This window comes from Ruegeria sp. AN11 (assembly GCF_056536005.1).
This window is the reverse complement of sequence record NZ_JBQFJD010000001.1, coordinates 524254-537507: the sequence shown is the minus strand read 5'-3', so window position 1 is coordinate 537507 and position 13254 is coordinate 524254. Positions and strand designations below refer to the sequence as shown.

Sequence of the window (13254 nt, the reverse complement as noted above, 5' to 3'; positions counted from 1 at the left end):
GCGCAGATTGCAGAACTGATCGAGGCACCCTGAATGGAAACGACCCTTGCCATCGGCTTTTTTGGCGCGCTTTTCGCGATCATGAACCCAGTCACCAACCTGCCGGTGTTCCTGAGCGTGACTCAGAGCCTGTCCGTCGCCGACCAGCGAAAAGTTGCGATCAAGACTGCTGTCTATTGCCTTATCCTGGGTGGAGGGTTTGCCGTCATCGGCAGTCAGGTTTTGGGTCTTTTTGGAATCAGCGTCGACGACCTGCGCGTTGCCGGGGGCCTTGTTGTTCTGATGTTCGGGCTGAACATGCTGAATGGTAACGAAAGCAGTTCGCACCACGGCACGCAGGATGAAAAGCAATCCTATGCGACGCTTGAAGCGGTCGCTTTTTACCCGCTTGCATTTCCCATTCTCGTTGGTCCCGGAACGATTACAACCCTGATCCTGTATGCTCATCGTATCAAAAGCCCGACCGAAGCCATTGTGTACACATGTGTTTTTCTTGCGGTCGTGCTGTTGCTTCTGATCACGTTCTGGAACGCCACGGCCCTGGCAAAGCGGCTGTCTGACAACGCGCGCGTGATCATGAGCCGGTTCATGGGCATGATCCTGTCGGCCATCGCAATCGGCATGATCGCGGATGGCCTGAAGGCATTGCTTCCCGGTTTGGCCTGACCTGCCCATCAGCCCGCGTGACCGGCGGCCCCGGTCAGAACAAACGCATCCGCACATTGTTTGGCCAGCGCCCGCACACGCCCGATATACGCCTGACGCTCCGTTACCGAGATCACGCCACGGGCATCAAGCAGGTTGAAGATGTGCGAGGCCTTGATGCATTGGTCATAAGCGGGGTGCGCCATGATGATACGCTTCCCGGTCTTGGGATCGTCATGTTCCTGCGCCAGAATGGCGGCGCATTCTGCCTCGGCCTCTTCGAATTGACGCAGCAATACCTCGGTATTGGCCACATCGAAGTTCCAGCGGGCGTATTCCTCTTCGGTCTGTTTGAAGATGTCGCCATAGGTTAAAGGGCTGGGCGATTGCGGGTCGTTGAACGGCATATCCATCACGTGATCGATGCCCAGCACATACATCGCCAGACGCTCGAGCCCATAGGTCAGTTCACCCGAGACCGGCGCGCAATCATGTCCGCCGACCTGCTGGAAATAGGTGAACTGGCTGACTTCCATCCCGTCGCACCAGACTTCCCAGCCAAGACCCCATGCGCCCAGAGTTGGGCTTTCCCAGTCATCTTCGACAAATCGGATGTCGTGCAATTCCATGTCGATGCCGATCGCCTCGAGGCTGCCCAGATACAACTCCTGCAGATCGGGCGGGCTCGGTTTGATCAGCACCTGATACTGATAATAGTGCTGCAACCGGTTCGGGTTTTCGCCATAGCGACCATCAGTGGGACGGCGCGAGGGCTGCACATAGGCCGCAGCCCAGGGTTTGGACCCCAGCGAGCGGAGCGTCGTGGCAGGATGAAACGTGCCAGCTCCAACTTCCATGTCATAGGGCTGCAGAATGGCGCATCCTTTGGTGGCCCAGTAGGTCTGAAGCCTCAGGATGATCTCCTGAAATGAACGTGGAGCGCTGGACGGTTCGGTCATGACATTTCCCCTGGACGCCGCAGCATCCGTTTCCGGTCGGTTTTGCCCTTCCTATGCAAGGGGTCCGGGGGCGTCAACGGGCCAGTGGGCTCGTCATGTCTCTGTGCGGCCACACTGGAAATTCCCCTTAATCTGGCCATGGCGTTCCGAGGCTGATTTGGCGTATTCTCCGGGCTGAAAAAACTCTGCGAAACACAGGCGGACAATGGCACGCATATTCACTTCAATTGCATTTCTTTTTCTACTGGGTGTGCGCGCCGTTTTTGCGCAACAGGATACGGGTGTCTGGGTCCAGATCGAGGCACAACCGACCTTGCAGGCGGCGCAGGATCGGGCGCAGATCTATGCAAATACCCTGCCCGACGTGAATGGGTTTCGCCTTAACAGCGGCTGGTATGCCATTGTAATAGGACCCTATTTACGATCAGATGCGGATCAGGTTCTGCAGGTTTACCGGGCTGAGGGTCAAATCCCGTCGGACAGTTTCATTGCCTTTTCGAACGCACTGGGGCCGCAATTCTGGCCAGTTGGTGCGAACGTTCTGGATCGGGGCGCGGTAACGCCGCCGGTTCAAACCCAGGCGCAAACAGAACAGCCGCAAGCTGCAGCGGTTCCGCAAGATGCCGATGAAACCCGATCGCAAGCTCTGCAGGGTGAACGCCTGCTGACCGCGCAGGAACGCAAAGACCTGCAGTCAGCATTGCAGGCAGAGGGGTTCTATGACTCGACGATTGACGGGGCTTTTGGTCAGGGTACACGCCGTTCCATGGCCGAATGGCAGCGCTTCAATGGGTTTGAAACCACCGGCGTTCTGACGACGCAGCAGCGCAAGGCCTTGATGGACGGCTACAATGCACCGCTGATCAGCGTTGGCATGAAGCGTTACGCAGACCCGCAGGCCGGTATTGAACTGGACTTACCGCTGGGTGTTGTGACCTTTGACCGCTACGAAGCACCGTTTGCGCATTTCAATGCGACCGCAGATTTGAATGCACAGGTGCTGTTGATCAGCCAGGAAGGTGACAAGGCGACGTTGCGCGCTTTGTACGAGGTGATGCAGTCGTTGGAAATTGTTCCGCTGAACGGCCCGCGCACCCTGCGGGGCGATCGCTTCACGCTGGAAGGCCGCGGGAAAGGGATTGTATCCTACACGCAGGCCGCATTGAAGGATGGCAAGATCAAGGGCTTCACCCTGGTCTGGCCGGAAGGGGACGAGGCGCGCCGCGCACGCGTACTGGCCTCCATCAACGCCAGCTTTACCACAAGGGATGCGGTCCTTGACGCCGGTGCCGGCGCGGATGCGGAACAGCGGATCGACCTGGTTTCAGGCTTGCAGGTGCGTAAACCGCGCTTGTCCCGCTCGGGCTTCTTCGCCGCTGCCAACGGTACGGTTCTGACGGTTTCGGAAGTGGCAAACAACTGCACCCGTATGACCCTGGACGACGATCAGGAGGTTCAAGTGGCGTGGGACGATGCCGATCTAGGCGTGGCCGTGTTGCGCCCAAGCCGGGCACTTGCCCCCATGAGCGTGGCCGAATTTAGCGCAGATGAGCCTCGTATCCGATCCGAAGTGGCCGTATCTGGCTTTTCCTATCTGGGCGCATTGGGTGCACCAACACTGACTTTCGGTCAAGTCGCCGATGTGCGGGGCCTGAATGGCGAAGATGGAATAAAACGTCTTACACTGGTCGCACAGCCCGGCGATGCAGGCGGTCCGGTGTTCGACGACAGCGGAAACGTGGTCGGGATGCTTCTGCCTAAAAGCTCTGACGGTCGCACCCTGCCCGACTCGGTCAGTCTTGCCGCCTCGGTTGATCGACTGCGTACAGTCCTGGATAAAGCCGGTGTTGCAGGTCAGCCTGGGCAGGCGGTCGGTGAAATTTCACCAAACGAGTTGAACCGCCGCGCAACCGGAATGACTGTTCTGGTTCACTGCTGGGACTAAGAAACCGTTAGGTTCCACTAATGGCGTCGCCAGACCAGGCGGCGCCATACCTGTTTTCCGAAGCTTCAGAATATGTCCGGTGTGACGCGGATCAGCGTGGGTACCGGCACATCAAACGCCGCACGGATGGCGGATTGCAGGCCGACCCCCGAGTTGGGTTGGGACGACAACGCGCCAAATGCTTCGGCCAGCTTGCAGAAATCTGGATTGCGAGCCTCAACGGCATTCGGCGCAATCTGGCTGCGCACCATGCTGTCTTCAATTTCCTTCAGCTTGCCATTGTCCCACAGAATGATTGGCAGGGACAAACCCAGTTCGACCGCCACGCCCAATTCCTGCATCGTGTACTGGAACCCATAGTCCCCGGCGATCACGGCCGTGGGCTTGCCGCGTCGGGCAATCGCGCCGCCAATGCCCGCAGGCAACGCATATCCCAACGTGCCGAACCCGGTCGGGTGATGCCAGTGATACGGATAGGCCATGTCCCAGAGTTCCTTTGCGACATAGGCAAACTGCGTCATATCCGAGTAAATCATCGTGTCTGCAGGCAAAGCCGCGCGCATCACATCAATCGCTGCGGCGATCCCGGGGCGTTCGGCGTCGATTTCGGCCCGCCACTTGGTACGGGCGCTGGCCACCTCCTCGGCAGTCCAACCAGTTGCCGGTTTCACCTTATCCAACACCGCCCAAAGCGTTTTCGCAAAGCTTTCACCATCCGCCTGCAGCTTGATCGCTGCACGATGCCGGTCTGACAGAACCTCGGGGTCCAGATCGACGCGGATCAGTTGCGATGTGTGCCCAAGTTTGTCGCGCCAGAGATCTACTTCCCCCAGTTCCGCCCCAACGGCGACAACCAGATCCGCTGACGCAATCACATCGGCGCTGCCCGGTCGTGTCAGCATCGCCCCGAAATCCAGAGCGTAACCGGTGCCAGCCATGCCCCGCCCCGCAAAAGTTGTGAAGCATGCCGCCCCCAGTTGCGTCAATATCTGCCGCCACAGATTTGAATGCGCCCCTCCGCCCAGAATGAACAGGGGGCGGCGCGAGATATTCAGCATCGACAGGACCGGCGCGATATCAGGTGGCAGCACTTTTGTTCTGAGCCCGGGCTGATTCGGGAACGGCGCCGGGTCAGCCTCAGCCTCAAGCTGTGCGATCGGCACCTGAATGTGTTTGGGGCGGGGGCGCTTCAACTCAAACTCTTCGAACGCGCGTTCGACCAGGCCAAAGGCCGCGTCGGCGGTGTTAGCCAGGCAGGACCAGTCCGCCACGGTTTCCGCGGCGGCGCGCTGATCCTTCATTTGATGCAACTGGCCCCGCTGGGCATTTACCTCATCCAGACAGGAGGACAGGACCAGCATCGGGACGGAATCGGAATAAGCCTGCCCCATCGGCGTCATGATATTGCACAACCCTGGTCCGGAAATCACATAAGCCACGCCCGGTTTCCCGGTAGCACGAGCATATCCGTCGGCCATAAAGCCCGCCCCCTGCTCGTGCCGCGCCAGCACGTGCTTGATGCCCGCTTCTTCGATACCGCGATACATTTCCTGATTATGTACGCCCGGAATGCCAAAGATCACATCTACGCCACGATCCCTGAGCATATGTGAGATTTGCGCACCAAGGGTTCTTTTCATCAACTTCTCCAGAATTGAACGGTGAAGATCGCGTAAACCGCCAGCAGTTCAAGCCGACCGACCAGCATACCCGTGATCAGCAGCCATTTCGCCGTATCGCTCAACCCCGCGAAATTGCCGGCCGGTCCGATCTGATTGCCGAGGCCCGGTCCGACATTGGCAAGTGCGGTTGCAGCACCGGACACGGATGTAATGAAATCCAACCCGGTCAGAGCCAGCGCCCAGGACAGGACACCCATCGTCAGCACGAAGAACATGAAGAAGCTCATGACCGAGGTCAAAACATCTCGGCTGATGGGGCGGCCGTCGTATTGCGGTGTGAACACGCCGTGTGGCGAACGAATGCGGCTGATCTGGGTTTTGATCGACGCGAACAAAAGCTGATACCGGAATACCTTGATCGAACAGGCCGTAGAACCAGCGCAGCCACCGATCAGACCGATCAGAAAGAACAGCATAATCGGAAAATTGCCCCAACCCATGTAGTCGACGCTGGCATAGCCCGTGCCGGAAATGATCGAGGTTATGTTGAACAGCGATTCCCGCAAGGCTCTTTCCCAATGGTGCGGGAACACGGTCGTCAGAAAGACGGTCATGACAACGACCAACACCGCAATGGTCGCCAGAAAGGCGCGAATCTGGCTGTCTTGCCAAAGCGAACCGGTGTTGCCATTGGCCAGTTGCACATACCGCACGAATGGCAGTGCAGCCAGAATCATGAAAACGGCAGCGGCATACTCCGTCGGACCCGAGAATACGGCGAATGAGCTGTCATAGTTGGCAAATCCTCCGGTCGCGATGGTCGTCATCGAATGCACGGCGGCGTCGAAAAAACTCATCCCGAAGGCTGCATAGACCAGGGCACAAATCAGAGTCAGTACAACATAGATCATGGAAATCTGCCCGGCGATCTCTTGCGCGCGCGGCAGAATCTTTCCCATGGTCTCAAAGCCTTCCGAGCGGAAGATCTGCATCCCCCCGACGCGCAGTTCGGGCAGGAACACCATCGCAACCACGATGATTCCGATCCCGCCCAACCATTGCAGGATTCCGCGCCACAGCAGCAATCCAGTGGGCATGCCGTCCAGACCCGATAGAACCGTGGACCCTGTCGTTGTCAGGCCGGACATTGCCTCGAAATAGGCGTCAACGAAACGCAGTTCGGTTTCGCCGAACATGAACGGAATGGCGCCAAACACCGGCAGGGCAACCCACACGCCGGTTGTCAGCAGAAAGGTCTGGCGGATTGTCAGCCCCTCGCCCACACCGTTCGAACAGCTCATGGCCAGGACCACGCCGGTCATAACGGTAATGACGGCGCTTTCCAGAAACACATTCCATTCGCCCCGCCCTTCGATCAGGTCAGCAAGCAACGGCAGCAGCATGGTCGCCCCTAGAATGGCGACCAACAGGCCAATCACATATCCAACCGGGCGCATATCCGTCATGAGGCGCAGCGTTGGCGCGCCTGCACGACTGTGTCAAGCGGATGTCGGGATCAACTGTCCGATTTTGGTGCCTGAACTGGCATCGCGGGCGGTTTGGAAGGTGCCCGGGTGCGCCGCACCGGCTGTTCGGCGGCGGTTTTAGGTTTTGCCGCCGCTGGTGCCTCGGATGCCTTGCTTGCTTGACGCGCGACAGGCTTTGGCTTGTCGTCCGGCAGTTTGGTTGTCACTATTTCGGCCGTCTTGCCTGCCTGAGACTTGGGTGCCGCCACTTTGACGGTTTCAGGCTTTGCTGCCGCTTCCGGCTTGACCGCTGGCTTTTTGGGCGTCGGCGCCTTGGCCACAGTAGCGGACGGTTTTGCACTGGCCGGTTTCGGCGTGGCAGCGTTGGCGACCGGCGCTGTTTTAGGTTCCACTTTCTTTGCCACCGGTTTGGGCGTGACAGACGACGCTCTGACAACAGGTGCCTTTGGCGTTACCTGCGCTTTACGTTTTGCCCGGATCTTGGGTTTTACCGCTGGCTTTGCGCGGACTGCTTCCTTAGCAGGTTCCACCACAGAGGACTCAGACGCTGCCGCACGTAGTGCCTGCAAGGGTACTAAAGGCAACTCGATCGCAGAGCGGGTCATGATTTGCATGATCTTCATCTGATTGACCATGGCATAGCCAGCCACACGCACGGCCGCAGCCTGAAGTTCCAATGGTCCGGAAATCGGGTTCATCTACTAATTCTCCTCTGAAAGCGATGCAGGCAGAGACAAAGCAAAGGGGGTTCCCCGGTTCGGGCCCTTTGGGCGGCAGACCGAATTTGCAATCCAAGGCGTTGCACGTCCCGGCATCCTTTAAGGTGTCGCACCACCTGGTGCGATCATGCTGCATCTGCATTGTCTTGCAGACTACCCAAATATTTGTGCTTGTGCAGAATTTTTGCTGCGGTGCGGCAATAAATCGCCAAGACGCACCCTATTTTCGGAAAACTGCCCTTAAATCAGGCAGATCAACCGACGTGGAACAATGTGGTGAACAGCCGGGGATCCAGACTGGCCGCCGCAAAGGTCGGCCCTTCTGTCAGAATGGACACCGCGTCGTGGCTGTGCAGGCTTTCCTGATGGCTGGCAACTACCCGGAAATCACCGATGTGATGGTCCGCAAGCAGTTCGGCACAGAACAACCGAGCGGCGTCCTCGACAAAAATCGGGTTGGCGGCGTTCAGTTCGGCAAACGCCTGCTCATCTTCGCGCTTGACCATGACCTGCGTCTCGGTCGGAACCGCGCGGCGGCACAGGGTGATCAGATCCTCGAACCACAGGCAATCCGCGTCACAATCGACGACAACTGAAATGCGAGCGACAGACCGCTGCGAATGCGGTGTCGCCAGTTGTCCGCGCGTGGACCGGGCGTGCTCGCTCAATTCCAGCGAACATGGGCAGGTCGAGGAATAGACGTAGTCAAGATGCATGATCTTTAGGCGTTCCCCGCCCCGATCAACCAGTTCCAGCGCGATGTCATAATACTGGTAGCCGGACAGGCCCGAACGCAGGCTTTCCACAATAACCGGATATGAAAACCGCATCTGGATGCGCGCATCCAGACTGTCCAAATCGGTCATATAGTCGTTGAGCGCGGCTTCCATCACCTCAAAGCTGAACGTGCTCTCGGCGTATTTGTAGAATGACCGCATGATCCGGGACATGTTGATGCCCTTTTTCTCGGCCTCAAGGCTTACCGAACCTGTCACCGATGTCTCTAGCGTCAGGTCCTGACCCTTCTTGCGATGAAAGCGAATCGGCAGGCGGAAATTCGAGATTCCCACATGCTGAATCCGCTGTTTGGCACCCCGGATCAGGCTGGACGGACCGTTCTGCAGATCGGGCAGAGAGGCTTTGTACGCCTCACAAAACTTGAAATCCTCGGGGTATTCCCGCGAAAGAGACGGATAATTGACCGGCACAAGCCCCGGGATCAGACGTGCAATCGACGGGTCAAGCTGGCTGATTTCCGCTTCGGTCGCGGATGACGCCCATCGCCGCAAGACGTTAAAGGCCGCCTCGGCTTCGTCACGGTCGGGAGTATTGTCCAGGTCACGGGGATATACGTTCATACGCAGGGTTTCCTTGTGTCGACGCAGGAATATAGCAGGTTTCTGTTCATTTCCAGTCCCCTCTAATACGCACCGGATACCAGACAGGATTGAATAAATCTGCGTGAAACCGTCTATATTCAGCGAAACGCGGCGAGGATTTGATGCCTCGTTTTGGACAACTTGCCCCTTGCTCGGCCGCAGGGGCCTGTCGCAAACAGGATAGCATTGCGAGTGGCGAAGTCACAGGTTGTCCGTAAAAACTTCCAAGACCACTAATGAACGAGGCCGTTATGCGCGACATACTCGATCTGGAGCGATTCCCGCTGGACCAGCCCGGCAGCAAAGCGTGGCAAAGCCTTGTCGAGACCTGTAGTCAGGAGCTTGCACAGCAAGGGTTGTTCAATCTCGAAGGATTGCTGCGCCCGGAGGTCGCCGAGTTCACAGTGTCAGAAATGATACCACGCTTTGATACCGACGCCTTCCTGCATCAGCGCCGCCACAATATCTATTTCAAGAAGATTGAGGAATTGCCCGAAGATCACCCCGCGCTGCAGGAATTCGATACGTCCAACCGGACGCTTTGCGCCGATCAGATTCAGGGTACCGCCCTGCTAAGGCTGTACGAATGGCCAGAATTCGCGCATTTTCTGGCCGCAACGATGAACAAGTCGGTACTGCACGTGATGGACGACCCTCTGGCCCGGGTGAACGTCATGTCCTATCGCGAGGGTCAGGCCCTGAACTGGCATTTTGACCGGTCAGAGTTCACCACAACGATGCTGTTACAGGCACCGGATCAGGGTGGCGCTTTTGAGTACCGGAAAGACCTGCGCAGTGAAACCGACCCGAACTATGACGGCGTTGCAAAACTGCTGAGCGGCAATGATAAAAACAGTCGGGTTATTTCCCTGAGCCCCGGAACCCTGAACGTGTTCAAGGGCAAGAATACCGCCCATCGGGTGACGCCCGTAGCAGGAAGCAAGCCACGAATAATTGCCGTGTTCTCCTATTACGAAAATCCCGGTGTCACGTTTTCGGATACCGAGCGGATGGGTTTCTACGGACGGGCCTGAGGCACGTGCACCCTGCGGCGACTGCAAGCCACAGGGTGCATCTGTCTACTTTTGCGATACCGCAAGTGCCTGTTGAATGTCCGCCAGAAGATCTGTCGGGTCTTCCAGCCCGATTGAAAGGCGGATCAGGCCCGGCGTGATGCCCAACTCATCCCGCTGCTTCTCACTCAGGCGCTGGTGCGTGGTTGTGGCGGGGTGTGTCGCGATCGACTTCGCATCACCCAGATTGTTCGAGATTACCGGAATGGTCATGGCATTCAGGAATGCAAAGGCTGCTTCTTTTCCGCCTTTGATATCCAACGACAGAACCGTTCCGCCCTTGCCGCCCAATTGATCCTGAACAAGCGCGTTTTGCGCATGGGTTTTCAGCCCCGGATACAACGTGCGAACCAGAGCAGGATGCCCTTCAAGCGCTTCCGCAACTGTCTGCGCCGTCTCGGCCTGCGCGTTTACGCGCAACGACATCGTTTCCAGCCCTTTCAGCATGATCCAGGCGTTGAACGGGCTCAGCGCGCCGCCTGTATGCTTGAGATACGGCTCGACCGTGCCACGGATGAATTCCTTAGTGCCGATGATCACACCACCCAGAGCACGCCCCTGCCCGTCTATGTGTTTGGTGGCTGAATACACAACCACGTCGGCACCCTGCTCGATCGCGCGCGAGAAGACCGGGGTCGAGAACACATTGTCGACGATAACCACTGCACCGACCGCATGAGCAAGCCGGGACACTGCGGCAATATCAATGACCTCAAGCGTGGGGTTCGACATGGATTCGAAGAAAACAGCCTTGGTGTCCGGCCGGATCGCAGCCTCCCACGCGGCCAGATCGGTTCCGTCCACAAACGTCACCTGAACGCCATACCGCGTCAGGATGTTTTCAAGAATATACAGACAGGAGCCAAACAACGCCTTGGCCGAAACAACATGGTCACCGGCCTGCAGCATCGACGTCAGCGCGCCGTTCACGGCCGCCATGCCGGATGCGGTGGCAAACGCATCTTCACCGCCTTCCAAAGCGGCGATGCGCTGTTCAAACATCGCCACAGTTGGGTTGCCATAGCGGGCATAGATGAACTCATCCGGGCCGGATTCGATGAATCGCGCCTCGGCCTGCTCGGCAGTGTCATAGACGAAACCCTGCGTCAGAAAGATCGCTTCGCTGACCTCGTTATACTGGCTGCGGCGAATACCGCCATGAACGGCTTGAGTGCGTTTGTTCCAGGTCTCGCTCATCTTTTTCCTTTCCGCCCCCGACGCGGGAGGCAAACAAAAAACCCCAGACGCGGCCAAGCGAAAGGGGTCTTTCATCCTGACCTTTTAGCGGTGTTGTTTAGCGTGGCCCGCAATCCGGTAACAAATCGCCACGTAGCTCTGTGCTGCCATACGCCTCGGGCCGCTATTCGTCAAGGCTGCGCTTGGTTCTGTCACGCTTTCGTAACCGCCTCTTGCCGAACCGGCAGAATGCCGCATGATCGCCGATACACGGAGGAGCCATGACCAACCCAATCGATCTGTATTTCTGGCCAACGCCGAATGGCTGGAAGGTTTCCATTGCCCTGGAAGAGATGGGCCTGCCCTACACAACCCATCTGATCAATATCGGCAAGGGTGATCAGTTCGACCCCGAATTTCTGAAGATTTCGCCGAACAACCGCATGCCCGCAATTGTCGACCCCGACGGCCCGGGCGGCGCCCCGGTTTCGGTCTTCGAAAGCGGCGCGATCCTGATGTATCTGGCCCGCAAGACGGGCCGGTTCTATGGCGAAACCGAGCGTGATCGCATTGCCGTCGAAGAATGGCTGATGTGGCAAATGGGCGGCGTCGGCCCCATGGCCGGTCAGGCGCACCACTTCCTGAAATACGCCCCGAACATGGACCCGCCGCAGGACCACCCCTATCCGAAGGACCGCTACCGGGCAGAGGTTGGGCGTTTGTATGGCGTGCTGGATCGACGGCTGGCGGAAAACGAGTACGTCGCGGGCGATTTTTATTCCATCGCCGACATGTCAATCTGGGGCTGGGCCAGCCTGTGGGAAGGTCAACAGCAAGTGCTTGAGGACAAGCCCCATTTTGCGCGCTGGCTGGAAGCCGTCAGTGCCCGCCCCGGCGTGCAGGCCGGTCGCGCGCTGCATGCCGATTTGCGCGGCGATCACCGGGACAAGCAATCGCAAGGGGTGCTATTCAAGCGGTGATTGTTTTCGGAAGTCGTTTTGGGTTCTCAATGATCATCGCTGATTTTACCTTGGCCATACCAAAGACCGCTAGCGAAACAGGAATTCAGGCTCCGCCGGCAAAGGCATCAGCTTGTTTTTCCGGAGACCCTTGCGCATTTGCGCAGCATTGCTGCCGTCCGTACGCATCCGGGCGGTCAGGACAAAAGCCGCATGCCCTGTCTCTGTTGTTTGAGCTGGGCCGACTGAACGCTCTGTCTTTTTGAAATCCACGCCAATCGGTTTTTTCGACCGCGCAGAGCGGAAGTTTGGAACCGAATGCTGTTTCCGATCTGTTTCTTCCTCCGACCGTGACAACTCAACGCCCTTCAGCTTCTGCAATTCTGAGAGGTACTTTGTTGCAATCCCAAGATGCCTGCGTTCGAAGGAGTAGGCATTCAGTGCCTCCTCGATCATTCTGGCGGTGTGTACATATCCTTTTGATCGCGTGAACTCTGAAAGTTCGACAAAACGATCGTGGATCTGGCTCTCATCCGGTCGGACATTTTTTTTGAGCGATCCATTTTGTGTTACGTTGGGCATCCGGACTGACTTCGAGAAGACGTTGAGTGGTGCACAGTCAAGCCCAGGCTTTGACAAAGGCCGACGCGCAAAGATGCTTGCAAGTACCCTTCCGGCATCGGAGAGTCGACCAACCGGCGTCAAAGCGGCGGAAAAGCGCCTTATACTCACATATGGATCAAAAAACACTTATCCGTGGGCGCCAAACCGAAAGTCTTGCAACCGGCAAGCGTCCACTTTGTCCGTAAGGCAGACCTACCCCTCCCCCTGCACCAGCACATCCAGCATCCCCGAGATATCCTCGATCTCTTCCGCGATCACATGGGTCACCGAATGCGCCCGCTGCATCCGGCCCGTTACCCGTAACAGCCGCCCCGAGATCACCGCGCGGCGGAATTGTTCGTAGATCTTGCGCCAGACAACCACGTTGACGATGCCGGTCTCATCCTCAAGCGTGACGAATATCACCCCCTTGGCCGTCCCCGGTCTCTGCCGCAGGATCACCAGCCCCGCCACCGTCACGCGTGCACCTTCGGGCGGGGCGTTCAGTTGGCAGGCGGGCAGGCACGCGGGCGGACGCGGCCAATCGCTGTTTTGATCTGTGGGGCGAACAGGGACAACAAGCATGAGAACAAAAATAGAACAAATGACAAGAAAGTCCAGTCGCGGCACGCCGAGTCGCAAATGAGGCTGGAAAGAGCTAAATGCCTTGACTAAGGAAGGTTTCGA

The 13254-nt window shown here is 57.8% G+C and carries 12 protein-coding genes and 1 riboswitch; of the genes, 4 read left to right on the top strand and 8 right to left on the bottom strand.

Annotated features, from left to right (window positions below; translation table 11 throughout):
• Positions 1 to 33: 33 nt before the first annotated feature.
• Complete coding sequence (locus ACR3EQ_RS02650; RefSeq protein WP_170616463.1) at positions 34 to 666, top strand: MarC family protein; 633 nt, start codon at positions 34 to 36, stop codon at positions 664 to 666.
• An 8-nt stretch (positions 667 to 674) separates the two neighbouring features.
• Here ACR3EQ_RS02650 and ACR3EQ_RS02645 read toward each other — a convergent pair whose 3' ends face one another.
• A complete protein-coding gene (locus ACR3EQ_RS02645) occupies positions 675 to 1604 on the bottom strand; it encodes a glycine--tRNA ligase subunit alpha (RefSeq protein ID WP_170616465.1) in 930 nt (309 codons plus the stop codon).
• Between the two features lie 205 nt (positions 1605 to 1809).
• Between ACR3EQ_RS02645 and ACR3EQ_RS02640 the strand changes: the two genes are divergently transcribed.
• On the top strand, positions 1810 to 3549 hold the full coding sequence (locus ACR3EQ_RS02640) for a serine protease (protein WP_170616467.1): 1740 nt from the start codon (positions 1810 to 1812) through the stop codon (positions 3547 to 3549).
• Between the two features lie 65 nt (positions 3550 to 3614).
• On the opposite strand, the gene ACR3EQ_RS02635 is transcribed toward ACR3EQ_RS02640, so the two are convergent.
• The 4 genes from ACR3EQ_RS02635 to folE2 form a co-directional block, all read right to left on the bottom strand.
• Complete coding sequence (locus ACR3EQ_RS02635; RefSeq protein WP_170619754.1) at positions 3615 to 5189, bottom strand: thiamine pyrophosphate-binding protein; 1575 nt, start codon at positions 5187 to 5189, stop codon at positions 3615 to 3617.
• Positions 5189 to 6637 carry a TrkH family potassium uptake protein gene (locus tag ACR3EQ_RS02630; protein ID WP_170616471.1) on the bottom strand — a complete coding sequence of 483 codons (1449 nt, stop codon included), beginning with the start codon at positions 6635 to 6637 and terminating at the stop codon, positions 5189 to 5191. The genes ACR3EQ_RS02635 and ACR3EQ_RS02630 overlap by 1 nt, the downstream gene beginning before the upstream one ends.
• Before the next feature lie 50 nt (positions 6638 to 6687).
• A complete protein-coding gene (locus ACR3EQ_RS02625; RefSeq protein WP_170616473.1) occupies positions 6688 to 7356 on the bottom strand; it encodes a hypothetical protein in 669 nt (222 codons plus the stop codon).
• A 275-nt stretch (positions 7357 to 7631) separates the two neighbouring features.
• Positions 7632 to 8735, bottom strand: a complete 1104-nt coding sequence (gene folE2 / locus ACR3EQ_RS02620) for a GTP cyclohydrolase FolE2 (protein WP_170616475.1) — start codon at positions 8733 to 8735, stop codon at positions 7632 to 7634.
• Positions 8736 to 9007: 272 nt separating this feature from the next.
• Here folE2 and ACR3EQ_RS02615 point away from each other — a divergent pair, with 272 nt between their 5' ends.
• Positions 9008 to 9790, top strand: coding sequence for a HalD/BesD family halogenase (locus tag ACR3EQ_RS02615; protein WP_170616675.1), 783 nt, complete (start codon positions 9008 to 9010; stop codon positions 9788 to 9790).
• Positions 9791 to 9835: 45 nt separating this feature from the next.
• On the opposite strand, the gene metZ is transcribed toward ACR3EQ_RS02615, so the two are convergent.
• Positions 9836 to 11026, bottom strand: a complete 1191-nt coding sequence (gene metZ, locus ACR3EQ_RS02610) for an O-succinylhomoserine sulfhydrylase (protein WP_170616478.1) — start codon at positions 11024 to 11026, stop codon at positions 9836 to 9838.
• A 64-nt stretch (positions 11027 to 11090) separates the two neighbouring features.
• Positions 11091 to 11168, bottom strand: a riboswitch (SAM riboswitch).
• Between the two features lie 118 nt (positions 11169 to 11286).
• On the opposite strand from metZ, the gene ACR3EQ_RS02605 reads away from it, so the two are divergent.
• Entirely contained in the window at positions 11287 to 11985 is a 699-nt protein-coding gene (locus ACR3EQ_RS02605; RefSeq protein ID WP_170616480.1) for a glutathione S-transferase N-terminal domain-containing protein, read from the top strand.
• A gap of 69 nt (positions 11986 to 12054) precedes the next feature.
• Here ACR3EQ_RS02605 and ACR3EQ_RS02600 read toward each other — a convergent pair whose 3' ends face one another.
• Both ACR3EQ_RS02600 and ACR3EQ_RS02595 read right to left on the bottom strand, forming a co-directional pair.
• Complete coding sequence (locus tag ACR3EQ_RS02600) at positions 12055 to 12546, bottom strand: hypothetical protein (RefSeq protein ID WP_170616482.1); 492 nt, start codon at positions 12544 to 12546, stop codon at positions 12055 to 12057.
• A 234-nt stretch (positions 12547 to 12780) separates the two neighbouring features.
• Positions 12781 to 13152, bottom strand: a complete 372-nt coding sequence (locus ACR3EQ_RS02595) for an OB-fold nucleic acid binding domain-containing protein (RefSeq protein WP_170616484.1) — start codon at positions 13150 to 13152, stop codon at positions 12781 to 12783.
• Positions 13153 to 13254 lie beyond the last annotated feature (102 nt).